23 protein-coding genes are annotated in these 26,832 nt (G+C 70.4%); 14 read left to right on the top strand and 9 right to left on the bottom strand.

All coding sequences use genetic code 11. The annotated features are described in order from the left end of the window. The first annotated feature begins 100 nt into the window (after positions 1-100). Positions 101-1,132, top strand: coding sequence for an LCP family protein (locus tag J2W45_RS00445; protein WP_310128068.1), 1,032 nt, complete (start codon positions 101-103; stop codon positions 1,130-1,132). Between the two features lie 151 nt (positions 1,133-1,283). On the opposite strand, the gene J2W45_RS00450 is transcribed toward J2W45_RS00445, so the two are convergent. From J2W45_RS00450 to J2W45_RS00460, 3 genes are read right to left on the bottom strand one after another with little or no spacing between them, the layout of a single operon-like run. Continuing rightward, the gene (locus J2W45_RS00450; protein WP_310128069.1) at positions 1,284-1,811 is read right to left on the bottom strand and encodes a hypothetical protein; all 528 of its coding nucleotides are present in this window, start codon (positions 1,809-1,811) and stop codon (positions 1,284-1,286) included. Continuing rightward, complete coding sequence (locus tag J2W45_RS00455; protein WP_310128070.1) at positions 1,808-3,820, bottom strand: primary-amine oxidase; 2,013 nt, start codon at positions 3,818-3,820, stop codon at positions 1,808-1,810. The genes J2W45_RS00450 and J2W45_RS00455 overlap by 4 nt, the downstream gene beginning before the upstream one ends. A 13-nt stretch (positions 3,821-3,833) precedes the next feature. Then, on the bottom strand, positions 3,834-5,336 hold the full coding sequence (locus J2W45_RS00460) for an APC family permease (protein ID WP_310128071.1): 1,503 nt from the start codon (positions 5,334-5,336) through the stop codon (positions 3,834-3,836). A 195-nt stretch (positions 5,337-5,531) separates the two neighbouring features. On the opposite strand from J2W45_RS00460, the gene J2W45_RS00465 reads away from it, so the two are divergent. Together J2W45_RS00465 and J2W45_RS00470 are read left to right on the top strand one after the other, a co-directional pair. Further along, positions 5,532-7,031, top strand: a complete 1,500-nt coding sequence (locus tag J2W45_RS00465) for an APC family permease (protein ID WP_310128072.1) — start codon at positions 5,532-5,534, stop codon at positions 7,029-7,031. Next, complete coding sequence (locus J2W45_RS00470; RefSeq protein ID WP_310128073.1) at positions 7,028-7,702, top strand: helix-turn-helix domain-containing protein; 675 nt, start codon at positions 7,028-7,030, stop codon at positions 7,700-7,702. Before J2W45_RS00465 ends, J2W45_RS00470 begins: the two co-directional genes overlap by 4 nt. 103 nt (positions 7,703-7,805) lie before the next feature. Here J2W45_RS00470 and J2W45_RS00475 read toward each other — a convergent pair whose 3' ends face one another. The 4 genes from J2W45_RS00475 to J2W45_RS00490 form a co-directional block, all read right to left on the bottom strand. Further along, on the bottom strand, positions 7,806-8,573 hold the full coding sequence (locus J2W45_RS00475; protein ID WP_310128074.1) for a hypothetical protein: 768 nt from the start codon (positions 8,571-8,573) through the stop codon (positions 7,806-7,808). Positions 8,574-8,965: 392 nt separating this feature from the next. Continuing rightward, entirely contained in the window at positions 8,966-9,301 is a 336-nt protein-coding gene (locus tag J2W45_RS00480) for a nuclear transport factor 2 family protein (RefSeq protein WP_310128075.1), read from the bottom strand. Between the two features lie 212 nt (positions 9,302-9,513). After that, positions 9,514-9,732, bottom strand: a complete 219-nt coding sequence (locus J2W45_RS00485) for a hypothetical protein (protein ID WP_310128077.1) — start codon at positions 9,730-9,732, stop codon at positions 9,514-9,516. Between the two features lie 69 nt (positions 9,733-9,801). After that, positions 9,802-10,599 carry an HNH endonuclease family protein gene (locus J2W45_RS00490; protein ID WP_310128078.1) on the bottom strand — a complete coding sequence of 266 codons (798 nt, stop codon included), beginning with the start codon at positions 10,597-10,599 and terminating at the stop codon, positions 9,802-9,804. Positions 10,600-10,771: 172 nt separating this feature from the next. Between J2W45_RS00490 and J2W45_RS00495 the strand changes: the two genes are divergently transcribed. The 3 genes from J2W45_RS00495 to trxA are packed head-to-tail and all read left to right on the top strand — an operon-like array spanning position 10,772 to position 13,474. Next, entirely contained in the window at positions 10,772-11,329 is a 558-nt protein-coding gene (locus tag J2W45_RS00495) for a PadR family transcriptional regulator (protein ID WP_310128079.1), read from the top strand. 4 nt (positions 11,330-11,333) lie between these two features. Then, on the top strand, positions 11,334-13,049 hold the full coding sequence (locus tag J2W45_RS00500; RefSeq protein ID WP_310128081.1) for an ABC1 kinase family protein: 1,716 nt from the start codon (positions 11,334-11,336) through the stop codon (positions 13,047-13,049). A gap of 38 nt (positions 13,050-13,087) precedes the next feature. Next, a complete protein-coding gene (trxA, locus tag J2W45_RS00505; RefSeq protein WP_310128082.1) occupies positions 13,088-13,474 on the top strand; it encodes a thioredoxin in 387 nt (128 codons plus the stop codon). 33 nt (positions 13,475-13,507) lie between these two features. On the opposite strand, the gene J2W45_RS00510 is transcribed toward trxA, so the two are convergent. Further along, complete coding sequence (locus tag J2W45_RS00510) at positions 13,508-13,849, bottom strand: hypothetical protein (protein WP_310128084.1); 342 nt, start codon at positions 13,847-13,849, stop codon at positions 13,508-13,510. 63 nt (positions 13,850-13,912) lie between these two features. Continuing rightward, on the bottom strand, positions 13,913-14,932 hold the full coding sequence (locus J2W45_RS00515; RefSeq protein ID WP_310128087.1) for a LacI family DNA-binding transcriptional regulator: 1,020 nt from the start codon (positions 14,930-14,932) through the stop codon (positions 13,913-13,915). Between the two features lie 196 nt (positions 14,933-15,128). Here J2W45_RS00515 and J2W45_RS00520 point away from each other — a divergent pair, with 196 nt between their 5' ends. The 8 genes from J2W45_RS00520 (at position 15,129) to J2W45_RS00555 (ending at position 26,704) form a co-directional block, all read left to right on the top strand. After that, on the top strand, positions 15,129-16,445 hold the full coding sequence (locus J2W45_RS00520) for an ABC transporter substrate-binding protein (RefSeq protein WP_310128088.1): 1,317 nt from the start codon (positions 15,129-15,131) through the stop codon (positions 16,443-16,445). Between the two features lie 97 nt (positions 16,446-16,542). Continuing rightward, the gene (locus J2W45_RS00525) at positions 16,543-17,490 is read left to right on the top strand and encodes a carbohydrate ABC transporter permease (protein WP_310128090.1); all 948 of its coding nucleotides are present in this window, start codon (positions 16,543-16,545) and stop codon (positions 17,488-17,490) included. Beyond that, positions 17,487-18,320 (top strand): carbohydrate ABC transporter permease, encoded by an 834-nt coding sequence (locus J2W45_RS00530; RefSeq protein ID WP_310128091.1) that lies wholly within the window; start codon positions 17,487-17,489, stop codon positions 18,318-18,320. The genes J2W45_RS00525 and J2W45_RS00530 overlap by 4 nt, the downstream gene beginning before the upstream one ends. 116 nt (positions 18,321-18,436) lie before the next feature. Beyond that, positions 18,437-20,710, top strand: a complete 2,274-nt coding sequence (locus J2W45_RS00535) for an alpha-L-rhamnosidase (RefSeq protein ID WP_310128092.1) — start codon at positions 18,437-18,439, stop codon at positions 20,708-20,710. Between the two features lie 67 nt (positions 20,711-20,777). Continuing rightward, complete coding sequence (gene rhaI, locus J2W45_RS00540; protein ID WP_310128093.1) at positions 20,778-21,941, top strand: L-rhamnose isomerase; 1,164 nt, start codon at positions 20,778-20,780, stop codon at positions 21,939-21,941. A 2-nt stretch (positions 21,942-21,943) separates the two neighbouring features. Next, positions 21,944-23,980 (top strand): bifunctional aldolase/short-chain dehydrogenase, encoded by a 2,037-nt coding sequence (locus J2W45_RS00545; protein WP_310134841.1) that lies wholly within the window; start codon positions 21,944-21,946, stop codon positions 23,978-23,980. After that, positions 23,977-25,443: a rhamnulokinase gene (locus tag J2W45_RS00550; RefSeq protein WP_310128094.1), complete on the top strand. Its 1,467-nt coding sequence runs from the start codon at positions 23,977-23,979 to the stop codon at positions 25,441-25,443. Before J2W45_RS00545 ends, J2W45_RS00550 begins: the two co-directional genes overlap by 4 nt. Beyond that, complete coding sequence (locus tag J2W45_RS00555; protein WP_310128095.1) at positions 25,436-26,704, top strand: alpha-hydroxy acid oxidase; 1,269 nt, start codon at positions 25,436-25,438, stop codon at positions 26,702-26,704. The genes J2W45_RS00550 and J2W45_RS00555 overlap by 8 nt, the downstream gene beginning before the upstream one ends. The last annotated feature ends 128 nt before the right edge of the window (positions 26,705-26,832 follow it).

Consider the following 26,832-nt stretch of genomic DNA (forward strand, 5'->3'; position numbering starts at 1 on the left):
CACGTAGACCGTTCCGTCCTACTCTGCGGATAGGTGAGTAAATCTCATCTAACTCTGCAGCCTATGCGTCCCCGATCAGACGCGGAGGGGGGCGAGGACCGTGGTCTCCTTCGCCGTTCATCATCACCACCGCCCACAGAAGTCCGGCCGTCACCACCACTGGTGGTTCGTCGCCCTGGCCGCCGTCGTCGCGATCGTCGCCACCGCGGTGGCCGTCGTGATCGGTGGTGGCGCGATCTACGCCGGGTCGGTCGCGAGCTCGTTCGACTCGCACGTCTCGCACATCCAGCGGGCGTTCCCGGCGGATGCGTCCCGGCCGGCCGCGACGCAGACGGGGGCGATGAACGTCCTCCTCATCGGGTCGGACTCGCGGGGCGCGCCCACCGGGACCGGGGCGGCGGGGGTGACGAACCAGCGCGCCGACACGATGATGCTGGTGCACATCGACGCCGACCGCCGGAACGTCTACGTGATGTCGATCATGCGCGACCTGTGGGTCCCCATCCCGGGCAACGGCACCGCGAAGATCAACGCGGCCCTCGCCTGGGGCGGAACCCCGCTCGCCGTGCAGACGGTCGAGCAGCTGCTCGGCACGCGGATCGACCACGTCGCCATCATCGACTTCTCCGGCCTCAAGGACATGACGGACGCCCTCGGCGGTGTGGATGTGGACAGCCCGGTCGGCTTCACCACCGTCAAGTCGCCGCACTACACGTTCGTGAAGGGGATGAACCACCTCGACGGCGCAGAGGCGCTCGCCTACGCCCGGGAGCGGTACGCGTTCCCGACCGCGGACTACCAGCGGGTGGCGGACCAGCAGGCGCTGATGCGCGCGTTCGGGTCGAAGCTGCTCAGCCTCTCCGTGCTCACCGACCCCGGAAAGCTCACGTCGTTCGCCGCCACCGCCGGTTCGTACGTGAAGGTCGACCAGGGCTTCGGCCTCCAGACGATGCTGGGCCTCGCAGCGAGTATGCGGCTGTCGGGCATGTCGAGCATCCACACGTTCACCCTCCCGACCGGCGGAACAGGGACGTCGGCCGACGGGCAGTCGATCGTGAACGTCGACCCGGCGGCGCTCGAGCGTCTGCGGGAGGCGCTGGCGAAGGATGCGCTGGGCGGCTTCACGGGCTGAGCGGGCCAATCGCGGTGGTGGTGCGCACTACCGTCGGAAAGCACCTCCGGAATCTCCGACGGAACGCTCTGTGGCGGGAGATCCGTGGCGGATCGCGCCGGATCTCCGATGTACGGCGCCGGATCTCCGACGCAAGCGAGGCGAGCGGGCGTCAGCCGAGCAGGGGTACCGCCATCAGCGCGACCGCCGCGCCGCCGAGCGCCGCCTCCGCGCGCGGGAGGAGCGGCAGCCGGCGTCGGGCGGCGACCGCGACGGAGACCACCGCGAATGCGAGCGCCGCCGCCGCCAGAGCCGCGGTCACCGGCACACCGTGGCCGGCGTGTGCGTCGCCCGGGGCGGTCGCCGCGTGGTGTCCGCCGGCCGCGACGATCAGCCCGGCCATCAGGATCGCCTGCAGGGCGCGGTGCACGGCCATCGTCCGGGCGGGATGCGCCGCGGACTCGACCCGGGGACGCAGTCGCTGGGCCAGCGCCGTGGCGACGCCGGTCGCGAGCAGGAGGGCCGCCCAGACGATCGCAGGGACGAGCGGGCGGGGGAGCAGCATGGTGTCCGCCATCGCGGCCAGCATGGCGAGCATCCCGAACCAGGTGAGCGGCGAGCGGCGGTCGGCGGTCCCGGCGACGCAGCATGCTCCCAGCGTGGCCGGGAGCATGCTGCCGAGGTGAAGGGCCTCGATCATCCGTGGTGGGAGTGGTCGCCGTGGTCGCCGTGCGAGTGGTCGCTGTGCGCGTGGTGGCCGGGCGCGCAGTGCGCGGGCGCCTCCGCCGGCACGTTGAGGGCGGGGTTCCGGCCGAAGAAGCCGTACGGCTTCAGCGTGAACTTCGCGTAGTCCACGGGCATGACCGGCCAGTCCTCGACCCGCGGGAAGTGGGTCGGGCCGAAGGTGTGCCAGAGCACGATGTCCTCGCCGTCGAGCGAGCGGTCGGCCGCCATGTACGCGGGGAGCCCGTCGCCGCCCGGGTTCTGGTTGACGAACTCGCCCGCCGGGTAGCGCTCGTCGCTCGCGTACTGCGTCACCCACAGCTGTTTGGTCGTGAACGCCGCACGCGCGGTCACCGACGCCGACGGGTCCGCCATCAGCGTCGGATTCTGCTCGGCGTGCAGCACGTAGCCGGTCGGCCTCCCGAGCCGGTTCGTCTTCTCGGTGTTGACGATGTGCCAGGTGCGCCCGACCGAGGCGTCGGCCGAGCGTGCGCCCTCCGCTTCGCTCAGGATGCGGGTCGCGTGCTTCGTGAAGGCGTTGCCGTACGGGTTCGTGTCGCTCACGGGCAGGCGCACCGCATCCACCTCGTCGACCGCGTTCGCCAGGCCGTCCACCATCATGTCGAGGCGCGCTGAGAACAGGTGCTGGTGGTACGGGGCGCCGAGCCCCGGCGCGACCTCGCTGGCCGTCGCCGACCCCTCCACGTAGGAGGAGGTGAACAGGATGCCGGTCAGCTTCGCCTCGCACTCGATCGTGCCGTCGAGGTACAGGTACCAGTAGAAGCCGTAGTCGTAGTTGCCGACGGTGGTGAAGAACGAGATCACCAGCCGCCGAGAGCGACGCACCTCGTTGGCCGAGGTGAACAGGTCGGTGTGCTTCCACAGCGTCCCGTAGTCCTCCTCGTGGATGCAGATCGCGTTCTCGATGGTCTTGGGCCGGCCGAACTCGTCGGACACCACGGCGTCGAGGTAGCGGATCTCGCCCAGGCAGTCGCAGCCGAGCGTCAGCGAGTTGGCGAACCGGCCGAACAGGTACTCGCCGGTGTCGAAGTAGTTCTGCCAGTAGCGCGTCGGCGACGGGTCCGCGTACGGCACCACCATCTCGGCGATGGATGCGCGGTAGACCACCGGGCGCACCGCGCCGCCCTGGTCGGGGTCGGCGAAGCCGAGGGTGCGCAGGATGAGGCCCTCGCGGGCGTCGAAGCCGAGCGAGAGGGACCAGTTCGCCCAGGTGATGCGGTCGCCGTCCACCTGGAAGCTGGGACCCTCCGGCTGGGTGATCGAGATCGGCTTGAGCGTGTCGAGCGGCGCGGGACGCTCCGTCTCGAGGTGGAAGTTGCCCGGCTCCTCGGGGACCGGCAGCTCGAACGCATCCACGACCTGGGTCGCCTGACGGGCGATCATGTCGACGTAGGCGCACAGTCCGTCGACGGGGTGCGCCCACGGGTGGTCGTCGGCGTGGTCCATCCGGAACGCGAAGACGCGGATGATGCGGCGGCCCTCCTCGCCGGGGATGTCGTACGAGCCGGGGGAGAGCGGCGCGTAGACGACCTGCTCGCTGGTCAGCCCGCGCTTCGCCAGCGCGGCCAGCCAGTCGGCGTCGGCGGCGAGGATCCCGCCGATCGCCTCGAACTCCTCCTCGAGGATGGGCACCTGGCCGCGCGACCCGTCGATCGGGACGAGCGCGATGACCTCTCCGCGGGTGAGGGAGACGGCGGCGTCGGTGCTGGCGCCGGTCGCGACATCCAGCAGCAGGATGCGCGCCTCGCGGTCGGGGGCGTCCGCCTCGCCGGCGAGCGCAGCCAGCACATCGGCCTTGTCCGGCTCGAGCAGGCCGACGTACACGAAGCGGGACGTGTCGGTGGCCGCGCCGGCGTCGCGGAGGATGCGGGCCGCCGCCTCGATCTCCGCGGCGGTGAGGCTGGAGAGCGGGCCCGGGGCGGCCGTGTCGTCGTGGGGGAGGGTGATGGGCAGTTCGGTGGTCATGGTGCGAGATCTCCTAGGCGCTGATGGTGTCGATGATGTTCTGGTAGGCGTCGCGCCGGGTCCGGCGCAGGATGAGGGCCTGCACGACGCCGATCACGGGGAAGGCGAGCATCGCCGCGAAGAAGGCGATCGAGAGGGGGCCGAGCACGGGGGTGCCCTTCGCATCCACGTCGCCGATCAGCAGCGGGAAGTTGTCGACGATGATGAGCGTCACGCCCACCAGGCCGAGCAGCCCGATCACGGGGGCGATGACGGTGCGCCAGAGCCCTGCTCCGGTCTTCTTCCGGGCGAAGTAGATGATGACGGCGAGGCACGTGAGCGCCATCAGCACCACGATCGCCAGGGTCGCGATGCCGCTGAACCAGGTGAACACCTGCAGCACCGGGTCGAGCCGGAACAGCGCGAAGGCGGCGATCAGCACGGCGGCCGTGACGGTCTGCACCAGCGACGACACGTAGGGCGACGAGTGCTTCCCGTGCACGCGGCCGATCATGGCCGGGAACACCGACGCGTTCGACATGGAGTGCTGGTAGCGGGTCACCACGTTGTGGAACGAGAGGACGCAGGCGAACAGGCTCGTGATCAGCAGCACGTTGACGATCACTCCGCCGACGGTGCCGAGGTAGTGCACCGCGGTGTTGACGATGAAGCCGCCGGTGTCGGAGGCGACCACGTCCACGATCTTCGCGGGGCCCCATCCCATCACCAGAGCCCAGGAGGCGAACGTGTAGAACAGGCCGATCGCGATCACGGCGATGTAGGTGGCGCGGGGGATGGTCTTCTCGGGCTCCTTGGCCTCGTCGCGGAAGATCGCGGTGGACTCGAAGCCGATGAACCCGGCCAGCGCGAACATGAGCCCGATGCCGGGGGAGCCCGAGAGCACCGTGCTCGGCTCGAACGGCGCGAGGGACAGTCCCTCCGCTCCGCCGGTGCCGATGATCACGACGCTCAGCACGATGACGATTCCGACCTCCGCGATCAGCAGCACGCCCAGCACGCGCGAGCTCAGCTCGATGTGCCGGTAGCCGAGCACGCCGACGAGGGCGATCATCGCCAGCGAGTAGACGTACCAGGGGATGTCCGGGCCGTGCAGCGCCACCACGGACGACTCGAGCGTGGCGCCGAGGTAGCCGTACACCGCGACCTGCACGGTCGTGTACGTCAGGAGCGCGAGATAGGCGGCCGCCAGACCGAGCGGGCGGCCCATCCCGTAGCCGACGTACGTGAAGAACGCGCCGGGTCGCGGGATGAAGCGGCTCATCGCGCTGAGCCCGACCGCGAAGAACAGCAGGATGATCGCACCGATCGCGAACATGCTCGGCACGCCGGCGCCGTTGCCGAGCAGCACGGCGACGGGGAAGCCGCCGCCGATGACCGTGAGCGGGGCCGCCGCGGCGACCACCATGAACACGATCGATCCGACGCCGAGCCGGCCGGAGAGCTGGCGGGCGGCGCCCGGCCCGCGCAGCGCGACCGGATCGCCGAGCAGGGTCTGAGGCTCCTGTGCAGCCGTCATGGTTCCTCCAAGGGGGAGAGGGAGTGGGTGCCGCCAGTCTCACGACGCGGTGTTGCGCGTCCGTTCCGCCCCCGTGAAGAGTCCCCGCCGCCCGAATGGGACACGCGCTGTCGCATTCGGCGGTCATCCGGTCGTGACGCCGACGAAACCCGGCCGCAACACGTGCGACGTAACCTCGCGAGCGAGGAGCACACCGTGACAGCACAGCCCCCCGTGACGGCTCTGAGCCGCGCCATCGCCGATCCCACGCCGGTGGACGGACTCCCCGCGCGCTCGCCGATGGCGGGGCTCGACCGCCGCAGTCTGTCGTTCGTGGATGTGCTGGCGCAGTCGGTCGGCGCGGTCGCCCCCTCCGCGGCGGCGGCGACCTGCCCGGTGCTCGTGGCCGCACGCGCGGGGTCGGGGACGCTGCTGGCCTTCCTGCTGGCGGGCGTCCTGATGGCGCTCGTGGCCTATGCGGTCAACCAGTTCACGCGGCGGATGGCCGCGACCGGCTCCCTCTATACGTTCGCGGCGCGCGGTCTCGGCGTCCGAGCGGGCTTCGCGACGAGCGCCGCGATGATCGTGGGCTACGGATTCGTGGCGATGTTCGCCCTCCTGGGTGCTGCCTACTACGGGCGGACGCTGCTGGCGCACGTCATGCCGGCGGTGGCCGGTTCCCGGGGGGTCGTACTCGCCCTCCTCGCCGGGTTCGGGGCGCTGTGCCTGCTGGTGCTGTGGCGCGGCATCCGGCTCTCGACCCGTGTCACGCTGGTCATCGAGCTGCTGTCGATCGCGGGCATCCTGGTGCTGATCGTCGTGCTGCTGGTGCGGGTGCCGGCGCCGTCGTTCTGGGACGTCGCCCTCCCGCGCGGTGTGGGCATCCCGCAGCTCGCGGCCGGGACGACGGTGGCCGTGACCGCGTTCGTCGGGTTCGAGAGCGCCGCGACGCTCGGCGTCGAGTCCCGGCGGCCGTTCGCGACCATCCCGCGCACCATCCGGTGGACCGTGATCGCCGCCGGGGTGCTCTACCTGCTCTCCGCGTACACGCAGCTCGCCGGGTTCGACGCGCTCGGCGGCGACCTCGCGCGCAGTGACAGCCCGGTCAACGACCTCGCGGCGCGCGCGGGCGTCGAGTGGATCGGGCTGCTGCTGGATGCGGCGCTCGCCAGCTCGTTCCTGGCCTGTGCCCTGGCATCCACCACCGCTCTGGCGCGGGTGCTGTTCTCGCTCGGCCGGGAGGGAATCGCGCCCCGCGCCCTCGGGCGCACCCACCCGCGGTTCCGCACGCCGTACGTGGCGCTCGCCGTGGGCGTCGCCGCCGAGGTGGCGCTTCCGGCAGCGCTGGTGTCGGCGGGGATGGGCGCCTGGCAGGCGATGGGGGTGATCGTGGTGTGCGCGGCGGCGGGCTACATGACCGCCTACGCGCTCGTCTGCATCGCGACACCGTTCTTCCTCCGCCGGATCGGGGAGCTAACGGCCGGCCCCGCCGTGGCCGCGGCCATCGCGGCCGCGGGGCTCCTCACCGCGCTCGGACTCGACCTCTGGCTCGAAGGGTCCGGCGACCGGGCGGTCGCGGTGCTGCTGCTGGCGCTCGTCGCCGCCACCGCGTGGCTGCTCTGGGGAGTGTGCCGTCGCCACCGCCCGGAGGCGTTGCGCCGCATCGGGCTCTACGACGAGCCGACGACGGGGGACGTGCTCGGCGGGACGCCATGAGCGCGATCCCCGAACTGAGCGGCCGCCAGCCCGGCGCGGTGCACAGCGCGCTCGCCGTGCTGGAGGAGGTCGCGCGGGCCGGCCCCGGGGTGACCGCCCAGCAGCTGTCGGCGCGACTGGGCCTCCCGCGTGCGACCGCCTACCGGCTGCTGAATCTGCTGGTGCAGGACGAGTACCTGGTGCGGATGCCCGACCTGCGCGGGTTCGCCCTCGGCCGCAAGGTCGCCGAGCTCGCGGACGTCGCCCAGGCCCAGGATGCCGCCGCGACGGCGCGCGAGGCGGTCGCAGACCTGCGCGCGCGCATCCGCGGCGGCGTGCACCTCGCGGTGTACCGGGGCGGGCGCGTCGTTCCGGTGGATGTCGACCCCGACTTCCCGCTGTCCGACCCGCGGCGGATCGCCTCCGACCTCAGCGTCTCCGCCCTCGGCCGGCTGCTGCTGGCCGAGGAGGCCGCCCGGACGGTGCCGTCGCCGACGCGGTTCACGACGCAGGAGGGCGAACTGACGCCCGGCTTCGGGTGCCTCGCCGTCCCGGTGCGCGGCGGTGATCAGCGCCTCATCGCGGGTCTCGCCCTGGCACTGCCCGCGGCGCGGCTCGCCGATCGGGACGGGCTGGTCTCGCTGGTGGCCGACACCGCGGTGCGGCTCGGTCCGCTGCTGCAGCACGCCTGACCGAGGCGGCGCTGGCCGCGCGCAGGGGAGCGGCCCCGGCGCGTCGCCGTGACGACGCACCGGGGCCGCTCGACCGCCGGGTGCGGCGGCCGGGATCGCCGGCTCAGCGGCCGGAAGCGATCTCCTGCTCGACTTGCTGGGCCAGCTGCTGCAGGTCGGCGCCGTACCCGCCGGCGACGGCGGTGGCGGCGATCTTCTGCACGTCCGGCGTGCGCTCGGCGGCCGGGGCCGAAGCCAGCTGCGTCAGGTCGCTGCGCAGCGCGGCCGGCAGCTTCGCGGCGAGCTGGGCGTCGGCGGTCACATCGGCCGCGACCGTGGCGCCGGTGTCGCCGAGCTGCGGGGACGACAGGTCGCCCGACCGCAGCTCCTGCACCAGATCGGTGAGACCGGATGCGGCCGTACGGTCGCCGCGGGCGTCCTTCAGCCGGGTGGCGAGGTCCTTGACGGCGGAGCCGTAGCCGCCCGTCAGCGCCGTATGGACGATCGCCTTCGCGTCGGCGGTGCGGTCCTGGGCCGACGCGGTGGCGAGCGCCGTCACGTCGCGCTGCAGCGCATCCGGGAGCAGTGCGAACAGCGGCTTGTCGGCCACGATCCGCTTCGCGAGGGCCTGCGCCTTCGCGCCGCTCAGGTGGCCGGTGAACAGGTCGTGCCCGGCATCGGCCGACACGTGCGCCTGCGCCGTGGCCTGCGCCGACGAGCTCGAGGCCGAGCCCGAGCCCGAGGCGCCGCCGTCGACCGTGGTCGCGAACGCTCCCTGGGCGCCGACGCCGACGAGGGCGGTGGCGGTGAGGAGCGATGCCGCGCCGACGACGGCCCGCTTGGCCGTGAAGGCGCTGCTCTTCCGAACGGAGGTGTTCTTCGTGTAATCCATGGGATCCTTTCCGTGCCCGCGCTGCGGCCGGCCGGAGTGCCGGCCGCTTCGGATCGCGGGCGTCGGCGACGTTACGGAACCCGTCTGGGTCGTTCGTGCGGACACTCTGCGAGGTCCGACAGGGTGGTTGACGCGGCTGCGCGAGCCGGTTATCGGGGGACGCGCGGCGAGGACATGCCCGCCGATCATGGGCTGAATGCCACCGCGTGGGCCGTCAGCGGCGGAAGAAATCCAAGAAGCCCTCTGCCAGCGCGTTCACGAGTTCCGCGACCTGCGCGAGGCGAAGCTGCAAACGGTGACGCATCGTCGGCTGCTCCCCTTTCGTGTTTCGGCAGAACGCCCGGCTGACGAGGCGCGTCCCACCCCACCACGGATACTAGCTAGCTGCCGCGCTATCCCTCGCTGATCCGGAGGCTGGCGATGCGCGTGCCGTCGAGGCGGAACGTCATCGGGCCGGTGCCGTTGTAGCCGTCGCCGGTGACCGTGAGGGTCGCGATGTAGGTGTCCGGTTCGTCGGCTGGGACGACGCTCACGATGTCGAAGTGGGCGTTCACGCCGATGTTGTCCGTCTCGTTCCACCTGCGGACGCCTTCGCGGCCGTGGAACTCGCGGCCCCAGTCGTTCAGGAATGCGTCGTCGGTGAACGCGTCGACGAAGGCCTCGGTGTCTCCGCGGTTCGTCGCGTCGACGAACTGCTGGATCGGTTCGGGCACGCTGGTCTCGGCCATGGTCGGCTCCTTTTCGCGATCGTCCGGTGGCGCGACCATTGTCGCGCGTCCCGAGCAATCGTCGGAGAACGGGTCTGGAATCTCCGACACAGGGCTCTGCGGATGGAGATCTGACAGCCAAACGCGCGAATCTCCGACGCAAGGCCGCGAATCTCCGACAGAACGCTTGCGGGCGGGCAGCGCCGGCCGAGATGCGCCGGCGGCGCGGCCGCCTACGACGTCTGCGCCCGCATCGCCTGCCAGAGCGCCTGGCGCAGCTGCGCCTCGATGCGGCGCGCCTGCTCGCTGCTCACGCCCTCGACGCCCTGTCGGCGCTCGGAGCCGCCGCAGCGGTCGCCGTCGCGGGTGAAGTGGATGGCGATCCGCCCGTCCCCGAGCACCGGCTGCTGCTCACCGCAGTGTCCGCATTCCGAGAAAGAGAACGACCCCATGTCACCACGCTAGGAGCCGCGTGTTTCTTCCGGATTGCGACCGCGAGAAGTCTCGATGACGCTGCTCGATCACCGCGTGCCCGCGGCGGCGAGCTGCGACGATTCGGCGGGCTGCCCCGGGCATCCGGAGAGGACGCGGGTCATCGCCGCCTTCTCGGCGCTCGTCACCCACAGCCCGTAGGTCGCCTTGACGGAGATCTGCCGGGCTACGTATTCGCAGCGGAAGCCCTTGGCCGCAGGCAGCCAGGTGGCCGCGTCGCCCGACGACTTCTGCTGGTTCGAGTGGGCGTCGACCGCGATCAGGTTCAGCGGATCGTTGGCGAGGCTGACGCGCTGCGCCTGCGTGAGCTGCTGACCTCCCGTGATCCAGGCGTTCTGCAGGGGCACGATGTGGTCGATCTGCACCAGGGAGGACGTCTTCTGTCCGCGCACGAAGTGGATTGTCTCGCCGGTATAGGCGTCGGCGAGCGTCCCCGACAGCACCGTGCACGAACCTTTCCGCACGGTATCGGTCAGGTCGCGGGAGAGGATGTCGTTGCGGGTGTCGCATCCGTTGCGGTCGACATCCAGCCAGGCGGAGCCGAAGTCGGTGGTTCGCTGGTACCCGGTCGCCGGGGCCTTGCCCTTGACCGGGAGGGCGGCGAGCACATCGAGCGCCGTCGAACGCCCGCCGTCGTCGGCGCCGGCCGTCGTCGGGGGCGCGGTGGTGCCCGGCGACGGCGTCACCGGAGCGGCGCCCTCGACGGGAACGGTCTGCGGCCGGGCGCCCTCGGCGGTCACCGTACAGCCGGCGACGGCCAGCCCCAGGGTGAGGGCGATGAGTACGGCCGAGGAGGAGCGGAGGGGCTGAGAGGGGATGCGGTGCACAGGGGTCTTTCTCGGGACGGTCGTGTGCAGGCTAGCCCGGGGCGAAGCGAAGTCGCTGCAGCGACGCCCGCCTCCGCCGTCTCCGTGCGTTCGCTGAGGGAGGACCCGGACCCCTTCCCCAACGCCTCTCAGCGATATATCGTCGAGTATCGCTGACGACTGGAGGCATCCCATGTCCACTTCATTCCCCACCGGCGGGTTCGGCGCCCGCATGGATCCGGACGCCATGTGGCAGGCGTTCGAGCAGTTGCGCTCCACCTTCGAGAAGAAGGTCGGCTCGCGCATGGGCCGCGGCGACGTCCGCGCGGCCGTCCTGAGCCTGCTGAGCGAGAAGCCCATGCACGGCTACCAGATCATCCGCGAGATCGAGGAGCGCAGCGGCGGCAGCTGGAAGCCGAGCGCCGGCTCGGTCTACCCGACCCTGCAGCTGCTCGCTGACGAGGGCCTGATCACCGCCGAGGAGTCCAACGGTCGCAAGACCTACGCGCTCACCGAGGCAGGCCGCGAGGTCGCCGCCGCCGAGGCGGGGACGCCGTGGCAGGGCGAGGGGACCGCGACCGCGGGCGGGCGTCGCCCGATGAACGGCGGCACCCTGCCGAAGGCGGGCGTCGAGCTCGCCCAGGCGGCCGCGCAGGTGCACCGCACCGGCACCCCGGAGCAGGTTCAGGAGGCGGCGGCCGTGCTCGACGAGGCACGGCGGCGGCTGTACTCGATCCTCGCCCAGGGCTGACGGGGTGACGTCGGACCAGGCGCCTGCCGCGGTGCCCCACCGGCCCGCGGCGACGCCGGCCACTCGCGCGCGCTACCGCCGCATCCTGCGCTTCGCGGGCTGGAACCTCGCCGTCACCTGGTGGTACGAGCTGTTCCTGCCGCGCATCGGCCTCGCCCGCGTCGCCGCGCGCACGCGGTCGAAGCGGATGCGCCGCTTCGCGCAGCGGTTCCACGGGCTGGCGGTGGAGCTGGGCGGTCTGATGATCAAGGTCGGCCAGTTCATGTCGTCCCGGCTCGACGTGCTGCCGCCCGAGATCACCAGCGAGCTGGAGGGGCTGCAGGATGAGGTCCCCGCCGTGCCGTTCCCGGCGATCCGGGCGCTGGCGGAGGCGGAGCTCGGCGTCGCACTGGAGCGGGCGTTCGCGTCGGTCGACGAGACCCCGGTCGCGGCGGCCTCGCTCGGGCAGGCGCATCGCGCGCGGCTGAGGCCGGAGACGGCAGCGGAGACCGGGCTGGAGGCGGTCGTCATCAAGGTGCAGCGTCCCGGCATCGACGCGATCGTTGATGTCGACCTCGCCGCCCTGCGCCGGGTCGGGCGGTGGCTGAGCCACGTCCGGCTCGTCTCCGATCGGGTGGATGCGCCGGCACTCGTCGAGGAGTTCGCCACGACCAGCCTCGAGGAGATCGACTACCTGCACGAGGCCGGCAACTCGGAGAAGTTCGCGGCCGAGTTCGACGGCGACGACCGGGTCGCCGTGCCGGAGGTCGTGTGGGAGCGGACCACCCGCCGGGTTCTGACCCTTGAAGACGTCACCGCCATCAAGATCACCGACGCGGACGCGCTGCGGGCGGCCGGCATCGACCCGGCCGATGTCGCCCCGGTCTTCGCCGAGGTGATGTTCGACCAGCTGTTCAGCAGCGGCTTCTTCCACGCCGACCCTCACCCCGGCAACATCTTCGTCACGCCGCGCCCCGGCACGGGCGACCGGCCGTGGACGCTCACGTTCGTCGACTTCGGCATGATGGGCGAGGTGCCGCCGGGCACGCGCAGCGGCCTCCGCAAGCTGCTGATCGCCGCCGCCTCCCGCGACGGGAAGGGCCTGGTGGATGCGATCCGCGACGTGGGCGTGCTGCTCCCGACCGCCGACACCCGGGAGCTGGAGCGCGCGATGACCCACCTGTTCGGGCGGTTCGGCGGGATGGGGTTCGCCGAGCTGCGCGAGGTGGATCCGCGCGAGTTCCGCGAGTTCGCGGTCGAGTTCGGCGACGTGGTCCGGTCGCTGCCGTTCCAGCTGCCCGAGAACTTCCTGCTCATCATCCGTGCCATGTCGCTGACCTCCGGGGTGTGCAGCGCGCTCGACCCGGCCTTCAACCTGTGGGACTCGGTGGAGCCGTACGCCGGGCAGCTGCTGCGCGACGAGCGCGGCAACGTCGTGCAGGACGTCGCGAAGCAGGCGCTCGAGGTGGCCGGCATCGCTCTGCGACTGCCCAAGCGGCTGGATGCGCTGGTCACCCGGGTCGAGGAGGGCGACGTCGCCGTCAGCACGCCCCGCCTCGAGCAGCGCGTGGCGCGGCTCGACCGCGCGGTGCGGAGGCTCGTGGCGGCGGTGGTCTTCGGCGGGGTGCTGATCGCGGGGGCGATCGTCCACGCCACCGACGAGGTGCTCGGCACGGTGCTGCTCATCGCATCCGTGGTGCCGCTCGGGTTCACCGTCTTCACAGGCCGCCGGGGGGCCTGAGCCGGAATACCGCCTGGTGCACCGGCGTTTCACCTCACATGGCAACCACCGAGATCACCTCGACCAACCACGACCAGACCGTCTCCGACGGCATCGTGCTGCTCGACTTCTGGGCCGACTGGTGCGGACCGTGTCACATGTTCGCGCCCGTCTTCGAGAAGGCGTCCGAGAAGCACTCCGACATCACGTTCGGCAAGATCGACACCGAGGCGCAGCAGGCGCTGGCGGCGTCGTACGGCATCCAGTCCATCCCGACCCTCGTCGCCTACCGCGACGGCATCCCCCTGTTCTCGCAGGCCGGCGCCCTCCCGGGCGAGGCCGTCGAGGACCTCATCCAGCAGATCCGCGGCCTCGACATGACCGAGGTGCGCAAGCAGTACGACGAGCTGAAGGCTGCGGCCGAGCAGCAGCAGCAGCAGAGCTGACGCTCCGGCCGACGTCCGAGAGGCGCGGGCCCGTCACACGACGGGTTCCGCGCCTTCGTCGTCTCCGGGGGTGCTCCGCAGTCCGGCGACCGCCGCACGCCGCGACGGGTCCGCGGTGAGCAGCCGGCCGACGTACGTCATCACCAGCGACGCGCCGATGAGCGCGACACCGAGCGGAGGGACGACCTGCGCGACGACGCGCACGACGAGGTCGATCCCCACGAGCATCCCCTGATCGACGCCGGTCGACGCGTCGTGCTGCAGTGTCAGCGTGTAGCCCAGCTGGGGCAGCAGCAGCGTGAGCAGCACCCCGCCCAGCGTCAGGCCAATGCCCCACCAGAGCACCGGTCGCGGTCGCAGCCTCGATCCGTTCACGCACGTCCCCCTTCGTCGCGGTTCCGTCCGATGCTAGCGGGCCGCGCGCGACGACGGCAGGAGTCAGTCCGTGGCGGTCAGCGAGCTGCTGCGCCGCACGACGAGCTCGGGCTGGTAGAGCACGTGCCGGGGTTCGAGGTCGGGGTCCTCGGCCTCCTCGAGCAGGATGCTGACGCCGGTCTGTCCGATGAGGTGGCTGGGCTGGCGCACCGAGGTGAGCGGCACGACGGATGCACTCGCGAACATGATGTCGTCGTAGCCGACCAGCGCGATGTCCTCCGGGATGGCCACGCGACCGTTGATGAACAGTCCCTGCAGCAGGCCGACCGCCACCAGGTCGTTCGCGGCGAAGACGCCGTCCGGCCGCTGGGCCGGAGGCCGCTGGACCAGCTGCTCGCCGGCCCTCCGTCCCTCCATCACCGTCAGCTCGGCGACGGGCACGACCTCGATGCTGACGCCGGGGTGCTTCTCGACCTCGCGGCGCGCGCCCTCGAGGCGGTCGCTGACCTGGCGGATCTCGAGCGGTCCGCCCACGAACGCCAGACGCGTGCGGCCGGAGTCGATGAGGTGGGATGCCGCGAGGGCGCCGCCCGCCACGTCGTCGACCGACACCGAGCTGAACGACTCGTCGGTGCTGACCCGGTCGACGAGCACGGACGCGATGCCGCGATCGCGCAGCTGGCGGAGCCGGCGCGCCGGGTCGGCGACGGGGGAGAGCAGAACGCCGCGCACGCGGAGCTCCTCGAAGAGCCCCAGGTAGCCGGCCTCCCGCTCGCGCAGGTTGTTGCTGTTGCCGACGATGACGCTGTAGCCGGCGTCGGCGGCCGCGTCCTCCGCGGCGGTCGCCAGGTCGGTGAAGAACGGGTTGCCGCCGCTGAGCGTGATGAGCCCGAGCGCCTGGCTGTGCCCGAGGCGCAGCTGGCGGGCCGCCTCGTTGCGCACGTAGGAGAGCTTCTGCATGGCCGACATGACCCGCTCGACCGTTTCGGGCGCGACGATCTCCGGCCGGTTGAGCACGTTCGACACCGTGCCCACCGAGACCTGCGCCAGTGCGGCGACGTCTTTCACGCTTGCGGAAGCCATGCGATCCCTCCTCGGCCGATGGTAGCGGATGGGCGTCGTTGAATCGAACCAATTAAGTTGCGCGTCCCGCCTAATTTGAATCGTTATATTTCGTGCTTGACGGCGGACGCAGGTCGCCTCTATGGTCAGTGAAGCGTTTCAAATTACCCGAAAACCACGGGCAGCCGACGCGCTCGAAAATACAAGGAGGTATTTGATGTTCTCTCGCAGGACGGCGACACGGGTCGCCGCCACGCTCGGCGGCGTCGCGCTCATCGGCGCAGCCCTTGCCGGTTGCAGCGCATCCGGCGGATCCGGCGGCTCCACGACGATCTCGCTCCTCGCGGCGGGCAACGACCCGGCCAGCACCAGCTTCGCCAACGACCTGGCCAAGGCCTTCCACAAGGCCAACCCCTCGATCACCGTCAAGGTCGAGACCCGCCCGGGCGGCACCGACGGCGACAACCTCGTCAAGACGCGCCTGTCCACGGGCGACATGAACGACGTCTTCCTGTACAACTCGGGATCGCTGCTCCAGGCGCTCCGCCCGGACACGCAGCTCCAGCCGCTGACCGACGAGGCGTGGGCCAAGGACCTCACCGACGACTTCAAGAAGTCCGTGAGCACCGACAAGGGCCTCTACGGGGCGCCGACCGGCACCACCTTCGACGGCGGCATCATGTACAACAAGAAGGTCTACGAGAAGCTCGGCCTGACCGTGCCGAAGACCTGGGACGAGTTCATCTCGAACAGCGAGAAGATCAAGGCCGCGGGCATCGCGCCGATCATCCAGTCCTACGGCGACACCTGGACGAGCCAGCTCTTCGTGCTCGGCGACTTCGCGAACGTGAGCGCGGAGGACGCGAACTGGGCGAAGGACTACACGGCGAACAAGGCCGACGCGAAGTACTCGAAGGATCCGGCGTTCGCGGGCTTCGAGCACACCCAGGAGGTGTTCGACAAGGGCCTCACGAACAAGGACTACGCGTCGCTCACCAACGTCAACGCCCTGAAGATGCTGGCCACCGGCGAAGGCGCGCAGTACCCGATGATCACCACGGTCATCAGCAACGTGCTGCAGTCGAACCCCGACCAGATCAACGACATCGGCTACTTCGCGATGCCGACCGACCCGGGCGAACCGCACGCCACCGTCTGGGAGCCGACCTCGGCCTACATCCCGAAGTCGACCACCGGAGACAAGCTGACCGCCGCGAAGAAGCTGGTCGCGTTCATCAACACCTCGGAGGGCTGCGACATCCAGAACAGCGCCGGCACCCCGGCGGGCCCGTTCGCGATCAGCACCTGCAAGATCCCGGACGACGCCCCCGCGCTGGTGAAGGACGAGCTGGCGTACCAGGATGCGAAGAAGACCGGCCTCGCGCTCGAGTTCCTCTCGCCGATCAAGGGCCCGAACCTGGAGAAGATCCTCATCCAGGTCGGCTCCGGCATCTCCTCGGCCAAGGAGGGCGCGGCCCTCTACGACCAGGATGTGAAGGCACAGGCCCAGCAGCTGGGCATCAAGGGCTGGTGACGGCCCGGCCGGGCCGGCGCGATCGCGTCGGCCCGGCCGCCCCCGGCCCCGAAACGCAGCGTCCCGGCCACCACAGAACACTCGACGAGGAGCGGACATGTCGACGGCTACCCCTTCGACCGCAACACAGGCGGCCGGAATCCTGACCGAGGTGAAGGACCCCGGCGATCGCACGACCAAGCGCAAAGGCATCAGGTCGCACTACCCGACCTGGTTCTTCATCCCGGCGCTCGTGCTCTACGCGGTGTTCTTCGCGATCCCGTCCCTGTCGTCGTTCTACTTCTCGCTCACCCGCTGGTCGCTGTTCGACGCGCAGTTCATCGGCTTCGCGAACTACGTCCAGTTCTTCCAGGACCCGCAGCTCTACACGAGCTTCATCCACACGCTGGTGTACGCGGTCCTCACCTCCGGAGCCAAGGTCATCATCGGCTTCTTCCTCGCGCTGCTGCTGACTTCGCCGGTCGTCGGCCGCGGGTACCTCCGGGCCATCGTCTTCTTCCCGGTGCTGCTCTCCACGATCGGCGTCGGCATCCTCTGGAAGGCCCTGCTCGACCCCTTCCACGGGATGGTCAACGGCGTCCTCGGATTCTTCGGCCTGCCGCAGCCGGGCTGGTTCACCGACCCGAACCTCGCGCTCTACACGATCGCCGGCGTCGACATCTGGAAGGGCGTCGGCATCGCCACCCTCATCTTCATGGCGGGCATCGTCGCGATCCCCAACGAGTACTACGAGGCGGCCAGGATGGACGGCGCGACCGGGTGGCGCATCCTGCGCGACATCACGATCCCGCTCAGCCGCGGCGCCACCGCGACGGTCATCATCCTGTCGCTGATCGGCGGCCTGCGTTCCTTCGACATCATCTGGGCCACCACCGGCGGCGGTCCCGGCTTCACCAGCGACGTGCTCGCCTCGGTGATCTACAAGCAGTACCAGGCGGGCTTCTACGGCCTCTCCACCGCGGGCAACGTCGTGCTGTTCCTCGTGGTGACGGTCATCATGGTGCCGCTGTCGTACTTCCTGAACAGAAAGCAGGTGGAGCTGTGAAGCGGCAGCGCATCCGGTCCTGGACGATCGGGGTCATCGCGATCGCGGTCTCCGTCATCGTCTTCCTCGTCCCGCTCGCCTTCGTGCTCCTCCAGGCGTCGAAGACGCCGGACGACGCGTCCAGCCTCGCCTTCACCTGGCCGAAGGAGTGGAGCTTCTTCCCCAACCTCATCGCGGTGCTGGAGAGCGGCGACGGCCTGATCTGGCGGGCCTTCTTCAATTCCGCCCTCCTGACGGTCTTCTCGGTCGCCCTCATGGTGATCATCGCGGCCATGGCCGGCTACGTGCTCGCCCGCAAGCGCAGCAAGTGGGGCCCGGTCGTCAACTTCTTCGTGCTGGCCGGGCTCATCGTCCCTCCGGCCGTCGTCCCGACGATCTGGGTGCTGCAGGGCCTGGGGCTGTTCAAGACCCTGCCGGGCATGATCCTCATCGAGACGACCTTCGGGCTGTCCTTCTCGATCCTGATGTTCCGGGCGTTCTTCGGGACGGTGCCGCGGGAGCTCGACGAGGCCGCGGTGCTCGACGGCGCGGGGCGGGTGCGGATGTTCTTCCAGGTGATCCTGCCGCTGCTCCGGCCGGTGATCGTCACGGTGATCGTGGTGCAGTCGGTGTTCGTCTTCAACGACTTCCAGAACCCGCTGTACTTCCTGCCGGGCGCCGACAACGCGACGGTGCAGACCACCCTGTACAGCTTCGCCGGGCAGAACCTGAGCTTCTACAACCTGCTCTTCATGGACTTCCTGCTCATCACCATCCCGCCGCTCGTGGCCTACATCTTCTTCAACCGGCAGATCATCGCCGGCATGACCAGCGGGGCCGTCAAGGGATGACGGCAGTGCCCGCGGACGACGACGAACGCACGACGCAGAACCCACCGACACAGAACACCCCGACACAGAACCCCCCGACACAGAACACCCCGACACGAAAGCGGAGAGACAACGCAATGAACTGGCACGCCCGCATGATCGCCGCCGCAGCCGACTTCGACGGAGCGCCGCTGCTGCGACGCGAGTTCTCGCTCGAGTCCGGTCACGGAGCGGTGACCCGCGCGACCCTCCACCTGACCGCGCACGGCATCGTCGAGGCGTGGCTCAACGGCCGCCCGGTGTCGGAGGACCTGCTCACGCCGGGATGGAGCGCCTACGAGTGGCGGCTGCGGTACGCCGACTACGACGTGACGGAACTGCTCGAGGACACCACGGTGCTGGGGCTCGCCCTCGGCAAGGGCTGGTTCGGCGGACGCCTCGGCTGGGCGGGCGGCGGCTCGTACTACGGCGACAGCCTGGGCGCGTTCGCCCAGCTCGAGGTCGAGTTCGAGGACGGCGCGACGCAGCTGGTCGTCACGGACGACAGCTGGGCCAGCGGCCCCAGCGCGGTGCTGGCCAACGACCTCTACGACGGCGAGACGATCGACGCCCGCCGGCGCGACGAGGCGTGGAAGCGCCCCGGCTTCGCCGGCGACGGCTGGACCGGCGTGCGCGAGGTCGAGTTCGACACCGCGACGCTCACCCCGTACATCGGTCCGCGCGTGACCCGCTGGGCGGCGCTCCCCGTGCAGGAGGTCACCACATCCCCGTCGGGTAGGACCTTGGTCGACTTCGGGCAGAACCTCGTCGGCTGGATCAAGGTCCGCGTTCAGGGCGAGGCCGGCGCCGAGGTGACCATCCGCCACGCGGAGGTGCTGGAGCACGGCGAGCTCGGCACGCGGCCGCTGCGCAGCGCGCAGGCGACCGACCGCTACATCCTGAGCGGCGGCGTCGACGAGTTCGAGCCGACCTTCACCTTCCACGGCTTCCGCTACGCCGAGATCGAGGGCTGGCCGGGCGAGCTCGACCCCGCCGACCTCACGGCGGTCGCGATCGGCTCCGAGCTCACCCGGATCGGCGAGTTCCACACGTCCGACCCGCTGCTGAACCAGTTCCACGAGAACGTGGTGTGGGGGATGCGCGGCAACTTCGTCGACGTGCCCACCGACTGCCCGCAGCGCGACGAGCGACTCGGCTGGACCGGCGACATCGCGGCCTTCGCGCCGACGGCCGCGTTCCTGTACGACGTCGACGGCTTCCTCTCCGACTGGCTCGTTGACCTCGACCTGGAGCAGAAGCACCACGACGGCATCGTCGGCTTCGTCATCCCGGACATCCTGAAGAAGATCGAGCAGGCCACCGACTTCGGCCCGGTCGACTCGACGGCGATCTGGAGCGACGCCGCGGTGTGGGTGCCGTGGACGCTCTACCAGGCGTACGGCGACGACGCCGTGCTCGGCCGCCAGTTCGACTCGATGACCGCGCACGTCCGCCGGGTGGAGTCGCTGCTCTCGCCCGCGGGCGTCTGGGACACCAGCTTCCAGTTCGGCGACTGGCTCGACCCGGACGCGCCGCCGGAGGACCCGGCCCTCGCGAAGGCCGACACGGGCGTCGTCGCGACGGCCTGCGCGTTCCGCTCGGCGACCATCGTCGCCGAGACCGCGAAGCTGCTCGGCCGCACGGAGGAGCAGGCGGAGTTCGAGGCCCTGGCGGCGCGGCTGCGCGAGGCGTTCAACGCCGAGTACGTGCGCGACGGCGTCGTGAAGAGCGACTGCACGACCGTGTACGCGCTCGCCATCGTGTTCGGCCTGCTGAGCGCGGCGGACGAGGCGTTCGCCGGCGACCGGCTCTCCGAGCTCGTCGCCGAGGCGGGCTACCGCATCTCGACCGGCTTCGCGGGCACGCCGTTCATCACCGACGCTCTCACGCAGACCGGCCACCTGGACGACGCGTACCGGCTTCTCCTCGAGAAGGAGTGTCCGTCGTGGCTCTACCCGGTGACGATGGGCGCCACCACGGTCTGGGAGCGCTGGGACTCCATGCTCCCGGACGGCACGATCAACCCGGGCGAGATGACCAGCTTCAACCACTACGCCCTCGGAGCGGTCGCCGACTGGATGCACCGCGTCGTCGGCGGACTCTCGGCGCTGGAGCCCGGCTACGCCCGCGTGCTCGTGGCGCCGCAGCCCGGCGGCGGCCTGACCGAGGCGGAGACCTCGCTCGTCACGCCGCGCGGTCCGGTGAGCGTGCGCTGGACGCTCGACGGCGACACCCTGACCGTCGAGGCCGACCTGCCGGAGGGCGTGGACGGCGTGCTGCGCCTCCCCGGCGAGGACGACCGGAGCATCGGCGCCGGGCACACCAGCGCGCAGGCGACCGTCCGCACGGCATCCGCCGACATCATCCGCTGACCCCGCGCACGACCGCAACCGACACGTGGCCGCGCATCCCGCAGCCGCAGAGAGAAAGCGAAGTACCATGACCCTCCCCGTCGAGATCCGGGATCAGCTGGCGTTGCAGGCGATCGAGCTGCCGAGCTGGGCGTTCGGCAACTCGGGAACGCGGTTTCGGGTGTTCGGCACGCCGGGCACGGCGCGCGACCCGTTCGAGAAGGTGTCGGATGCGGCGCAGGTGCACAAGCACACCGGGCTGGCGCCGACGGTCGCGTTGCACATCCCGTGGGACCGGGTGGACTCGTACGCCGATCTGAAGAAGCATGCGGAGGACAACGGGGTCGAGCTGGGGACGGTCAACTCGAACACGTTCCAGGACGACGACTACAAGTTCGGGTCGGTCACCCACGCGGACGACCGGATTCGGCAGAAGGCGATCGATCACCACTTCGAGTGCATCGATGTGATGAACGAGACCGGGTCGCGGGATCTGAAGATCTGGCTGGCGGATGGCACGAACTATCCGGGTCAGGATTCGATGCGCGCCCGGCAGGATCGGCTGGCCGACAGCCTGCAGAAGATCTACGAGCGGATCGGCGAAGGTCAGCGGCTGGTGCTGGAGTACAAGTTCTTCGAGCCGGCGTTCTATCACACGGATGTTCCGGACTGGGGGACCAGCTTCGTGCAGACGCAGGCGCTGGGCGACCGTGCGGTGGTGTGCCTGGACACCGGGCACCATGCGCCGGGGACGAACATCGAGTTCATCGTGATGCAGCTGCTGCGGCTGGGGAAGCTGGGCTCGTTCGACTTCAACAGCCGGTTCTACGCCGACGATGACCTGATCGTGGGCGCGGCGGACCCGTTCCAGCTCTTCCGGATCATCTTCGAGGTGATCCAGGGCGGCGGGTACGCGAACCCGGAGGTCGCGTTCATGCTCGACCAGTGCCACAACCTTGAGGCCAAGATCCCCGGGCAGATCCGCTCGGTGCTGAACGTGCAGGAAGCCACCGCCAAGGCGCTGCTGGTCGACACCGAGGCGCTGGCGGCCGCGCAGGCCGCGAACGATGTCCTGGCCGCGAACACCGTGTTCATGGACGCGTTCAACACGGACGTGCGCGCCGACCTGGCCGCGTGGCGGGAGGCGCGCGGGCTGCCCGCGGACCCGATGGCCGCGTACAAGGCGTCCGGGTACCAGGAGCAGATCGAAGCCGACCGCGTCGGCGGCACCCAGGCGGGATGGGGAGCGTGAGCATGCAGAACCAGACCGTCGCATCCCTGCTGGCCCGCTCGAATCGCCTCGGTTCGGACCCGGCGAATACGAACTACGCCGGCGGCAACACCTCCGCCAAGGGCACCGAGACCGACCCGGTGACGGGTGAGCCGGTCGAGCTGCTGTGGGTGAAGGGCTCCGGGGGAGACCTCGGCACGCTCACGGAGGCCGGGCTGGCCGTGCTGCGGCTGGACCGGCTGCGCGCGCTGCAGAACGTCTACCCGGGCGTCGAGCGCGAGGACGAGATGGTCGCCGCGTTCGACTACACGCTGCACGGGAAGGGCGGTGCGGCGCCGTCGATCGACACGGCGATGCACGGTCTGGTGGATGCGGCGCACGTCGATCACCTGCACCCGGATGCCGGGATCGCGATCGCGACCGCGGCCGACGGTGAAGAACTGACCGCGAAGGTCTTCGGCGGCCGGGTGGTGTGGGTGCCGTGGCGGCGTCCCGGTTTCCAGCTCGGGCTCGACATCGCGGCGATCAAGGCGGCGAACCCGGAGGCGATCGGCACCATTCTCGGCGGGCACGGCATCACCGCGTGGGGCGACACGTCGGAGGAGGCGGAGGCGAACTCGCTGTGGATCATCCAGACCGCCGCGGACTACATCGCCGCCCACGGGCGTCCCGAGCCGTTCGGTCCGGTGCGGCCCGGGTATGAAGCGTTGCCGGAGGCCGAGCGGCGGGCGAAGGCGGCGGCGCTGGCTCCGCACCTGCGCGCGATCGCCTCGACCGACCGGGTGCAGGTGGGCCACTTCACCGACTCGGACGTGGTGCTGGACTTCCTGGCGTCGGCCGAGCATCCGCGGCTCGCCGCGCTCGGCACCTCGTGCCCGGATCATTTCTTGCGCACGAAGGTGAAGCCGCTGGTGCTCGACCTGCCGGCCGACGCATCCATCGAGGAGTCGGTGGCGCGGCTGGAGGAGCTGCACGAGCAGTACCGGGCCGACTACCAGGCCTACTACGACCGGCACGCGACCGCGGAGTCGCCGGCGATCCGCGGCGCGGACCCGGCGATCATCCTCATCCCCGGTGTGGGCATGTTCTCCTACGGCAAGGACAAGCAGACGGCCCGGGTGGCGGGCGAGTTCTACGTCAACGCGATCAACGTCATGCGCGGGGCGGAGGCCCTCTCGACCTACGCGCCCATCCCCGAGTCAGAGAAGTTCCGCATCGAGTACTGGGCGCTGGAGGAGGCGAAGCTGCAGCGGATGCCGAAGCCCAAGCCGCTCGCCGGACGCATCGCCCTGGTCACCGGGGCGGCATCCGGGATCGGGAAGGCCATCGCGACCCGGCTCGCCGCCGAGGGCGCGTGCGTGGTCATCGCCGACCTCGACCTGGCCAAGGCGCAGGCCGCGGCGGCCGAGATCGGCAACGCGGATGTCGCGATCGGTGTCGTCGCGGACGTGACCGACGAGAAGGCGGTCGACGCGTCCATCCGGGATGCGCTGCTCGCGTTCGGCGGTCTCGACCTGGTGGTCAACAACGCCGGGCTCTCGATCTCCAAGCCGCTGCTGGAGACCACGAACGCCGACTGGGACCTCCAGCACAACGTCATGGCCAAGGGGTCGTTCCTAGTCTCCCGCGCCGCCGCGCGCGTGCTCATCGACCAGAAGCTCGGCGGCGACATCGTCTACATCTCGTCCAAGAACTCGATCTTCGCCGGACCCAACAACATCGCCTACTCGGCGACCAAGGCCGACCAGGCGCACCAGGTGCGGCTGCTCGCCGCCGAGCTCGGCGAGCACGGCATCCGGGTCAACGGCATCAACCCCGACGGCGTCGTCCGCGGCTCCGGGATCTTCGCCGGCGGCTGGGGCGCCAAGCGCGCCGCGGTCTACGGCGTGCCCGAGGAGGAGCTGGGCCAGTACTACGCCCAGCGCACCCTGCTCAAGCGCGAAGTGCTGCCCGAGCACGTCGCCAACGCGGTCTTCGTGCTCTGCACCAGCGACCTCGACCACACGACCGGCCTGCACATCCCGGTGGATGCGGGAGTCGCGGCCGCCTTCCTCCGATGAGCACGGCAGCGCCATCCGGGGTGGGCTCGGTCGCCGCCGTCGACCTCGGCGCCACCAGCGGCCGGGTCATCCACGCGCGTGTGGCCCCCGACACCCTGGAGCTGACGGAGGCGGCCCGCTTCCAGAACACGCCCGTGCGGGTGTGGGAGGGCGACCGGGCCGCGCTGCATTGGAACCTCACCGGGCTGTATACGAACGTGCTCGACGGCCTGGCCTCGGTCGCGCGGGCCGATCCGGCGCTCGCGAGCATCGGCGTGGACGCGTGGGCGGTCGACTACGGACTGCTGCGCGACGGGCGCCTGCTCGGCGAGCCGTACCACTACCGCGACGAGCGGACCGCCGACGGCGTCGCGACGGTGCATGCCTCCGTCGAGCCGGGGGAGCTGTATCGCGAGGGCGGACTCCAGTTCCTGCCGTTCAACTCGCTCTACCAGCTGGCGGTAGATGCCGCGGGCGGCTCGTTGCAGTGCGCGGACCGCTTCCTGCTCGTCCCCGACCTCCTCACCTTCTGGTTGACCGGGGCCGTGCAGGCCGAGCGCACCAACGCATCCACCACCGGCCTGCTCACGGCCGACGGCGCCTGGAACGACGCCCTCATCGCGCGCCTCGCGCTTCCGCGCTCCGTGTTCCCGCCCCTCGTGGACGCCGGGACGCCGGTGGGGCGCCTCCTGCCGTCCCTGCGCGGCGACCTGCCGTTCGGCGGCAACGGTCCGGTGGTCACCGCGGTCGGCTCGCACGACACCGCGTCGGCGGTCGTCGCCGTGCCGATGGACGCCTCCCGCGCCGCCTACATCTCCTGCGGAACGTGGGGGCTGGTCGGCGTCGAGCTTCCGCGGCGCGTCGTGTCGGAGGAGGGACGCGCGGCGAACTTCACCAACGAGGGCGGAGTGGATGGGCGCATCCGCTACCTCCACAACGTCATGGGGCTGTGGCTGCTCAGCGAGTCGGTGCGCGAGTGGCAGCGCCGCGGGCTGCGAGTGACGCTCGAGTCGCTGCTCGCCGAGGCGGCGGAGCTGCCCCGGCCGTCGGACCTCTTCGACCCGGACGACCCGCGCTTCCTCGCTCCGGGAGACCTCCCGTCGCGCATCGCCGAGTGGTTCGCGGAGCGCGGGCTGGCCGCACCGGCGTCGCCGGCCGGGATGGTCCGCGTCATCGTCGAGAGCCTCGCCGCCGCCTTCGCCGACTCGGTGCACCGCGCGGCGGCGCTCACGGGCGTCGCGGTCGAGGTGGTGCATCTCGTGGGCGGGGGAGCCCGCAATGCGCTGCTGTGCCAGGCGACGGCCGACCGCAGTGGGCTGCCGGTGCTCGCGGGACCTGTCGAGGCGACCGCCATCGGAAACGTGCTCGTCCAGGCGCGTGCCGCCGGCCTGCTCGGCGGGGACCTGGAGACGCTCCGCGCGCTCGTCGCCCGCACCGCTCAGATCACGCGCTACGACCCCGTTAGGATCCTTGCCCATGGTTGATCGCCAGTTCCCTCGTCCGGTGGAGTTGCTGGAGTTGATGCAGTTCAAGAAGCCGGAGCTGAACCTGAAGAAGCGGCGGCTGGAGTCGGCGTTGACGATCGAGGATCTGGCGCGGATCGCTCGCCGGCGCACACCTCGTGCGGCGTTCGACTACACCGAGGGTGCCGCCGAGGGGGAGCTGTCGTTGGCCAGGGCGCGGCAGGCGTTCCAGGATGTGGAGTTCCACCCCTCGATCCTGCGGGACGTGTCGACGGTGGACACGTCCTGCGAGATCTGGGGTGGCCCCTCGGCGCTGCCGTTCGGGATCGCGCCGACCGGGTTCACGAGGTTGATGCAGACCGAGGGGGAGACCGCCGGAGCCGGTGCTGCCGGGGCGGCGGGCATCCCCTTCACTTTGTCCACGTTGGGCACGACGTCGATCGAGGGGGTGAAGGCGGCGAACCCGAACGGGCGTAACTGGTTCCAGCTGTATGTGATGCGGCAACGCGAGATCTCCTACGGGCTGGTGGAGCGGGCGGCGCAGGCGGGGTTCGACACGCTGTTCTTCACGGTCGATACGCCGATCGCGGGGGCGCGGTTGCGGGATAAGCGCAACGGGTTCTCCATTCCGCCGCAGCTGACGCTCGGCACCATCGTGAACGCGATCCCCAGGCCGTGGTGGTGGTACGACTTCCTGACCACTCCGAAACTCGAGTTCGCGTCCCTGTCCTCCACCGGCGGCACCGTCGGCGACCTGCTGAACGCCGCCATGGACCCGTCGATCAACTACGACGACTTGGCGATCATCCGGGAGATGTGGCCGGGGAAGCTGGTCATCAAGGGCGTGCAGAACGTCGACGACGCTCGCACCCTGGTGGATCACGGGGTGGACGGGATCGTGCTCTCCAACCACGGCGGCCGGCAGCTGGACCGTGCCCCCATCCCCTTCCATCTCCTCCCCTCGGTGGTGCGTGAGGTGGGGCATCACACCGAGGTCGCGATCGACACGGGCATTATGAACGGCGCCGACATCATCGCCGCGTACGCGTTGGGGGCGAAGTTCACGTTGATCGGACGCGCGTACCTCTACGGCCTGATGGCCGGCGGCCGCGCGGGCGTCGACCGCACCATCCAGATCCTCACCGACCAGCTCATCCGCACCATGAAACTGCTCCAGGTCACCTCGCTTGCCGAACTCGGACCCCAGCATGTGACGCAGCTCACCCGGCTGCAGCCCCTCCGCCGCGACCCCGAGCCCGTCCGGCAGGACACCGACGCCTGACCGGGCCGACATTCGTGCCGAATGCGGCCTCTCAGCACACGAAGGCCCACATTCGTGCCGAATGTCGCCCCGCCCGACCCCTTCGCGGCGCGCGCGGCTTCACGATTTGTGCCAAATCGTGGTTATGC

The organism is Leifsonia shinshuensis, assembly GCF_031456835.1.
Classification (GTDB): domain Bacteria; phylum Actinomycetota; class Actinomycetes; order Actinomycetales; family Microbacteriaceae; genus Leifsonia; species Leifsonia shinshuensis_C.

Excerpts from the sequence above, each read along its gene's own strand:
- J2W45_RS00450 (WP_310128069.1), bottom strand. The coding sequence starts at position 1,811 with ATGATCGAGGCCCTTCACCTCGGCAGCATGCTCCCGGCCACGCTGGGA.
- J2W45_RS00455 (WP_310128070.1), bottom strand. The coding sequence starts at position 3,820 with ATGACCACCGAACTGCCCATCACCCTCCCCCACGACGACACGGCCGCC.
- J2W45_RS00460 (WP_310128071.1), bottom strand. The coding sequence starts at position 5,336 with ATGACGGCTGCACAGGAGCCTCAGACCCTGCTCGGCGATCCGGTCGCG.
- J2W45_RS00470 (WP_310128073.1), top strand. The coding sequence starts at position 7,028 with ATGAGCGCGATCCCCGAACTGAGCGGCCGCCAGCCCGGCGCGGTGCAC.
- J2W45_RS00475 (WP_310128074.1), bottom strand. The coding sequence starts at position 8,573 with ATGGATTACACGAAGAACACCTCCGTTCGGAAGAGCAGCGCCTTCACG.
- J2W45_RS00480 (WP_310128075.1), bottom strand. The coding sequence starts at position 9,301 with ATGGCCGAGACCAGCGTGCCCGAACCGATCCAGCAGTTCGTCGACGCG.
- J2W45_RS00485 (WP_310128077.1), bottom strand. The coding sequence starts at position 9,732 with ATGGGGTCGTTCTCTTTCTCGGAATGCGGACACTGCGGTGAGCAGCAG.
- J2W45_RS00495 (WP_310128079.1), top strand. The coding sequence starts at position 10,772 with ATGTCCACTTCATTCCCCACCGGCGGGTTCGGCGCCCGCATGGATCCG.
- trxA (WP_310128082.1), top strand. The coding sequence starts at position 13,088 with ATGGCAACCACCGAGATCACCTCGACCAACCACGACCAGACCGTCTCC.
- J2W45_RS00515 (WP_310128087.1), bottom strand. The coding sequence starts at position 14,932 with ATGGCTTCCGCAAGCGTGAAAGACGTCGCCGCACTGGCGCAGGTCTCG.
- J2W45_RS00520 (WP_310128088.1), top strand. The coding sequence starts at position 15,129 with ATGTTCTCTCGCAGGACGGCGACACGGGTCGCCGCCACGCTCGGCGGC.
- J2W45_RS00525 (WP_310128090.1), top strand. The coding sequence starts at position 16,543 with ATGTCGACGGCTACCCCTTCGACCGCAACACAGGCGGCCGGAATCCTG.
- J2W45_RS00535 (WP_310128092.1), top strand. The coding sequence starts at position 18,437 with ATGAACTGGCACGCCCGCATGATCGCCGCCGCAGCCGACTTCGACGGA.
- rhaI (WP_310128093.1), top strand. The coding sequence starts at position 20,778 with ATGACCCTCCCCGTCGAGATCCGGGATCAGCTGGCGTTGCAGGCGATC.
- J2W45_RS00545 (WP_310134841.1), top strand. The coding sequence starts at position 21,944 with ATGCAGAACCAGACCGTCGCATCCCTGCTGGCCCGCTCGAATCGCCTC.
- J2W45_RS00550 (WP_310128094.1), top strand. The coding sequence starts at position 23,977 with ATGAGCACGGCAGCGCCATCCGGGGTGGGCTCGGTCGCCGCCGTCGAC.
- J2W45_RS00555 (WP_310128095.1), top strand. The coding sequence starts at position 25,436 with ATGGTTGATCGCCAGTTCCCTCGTCCGGTGGAGTTGCTGGAGTTGATG.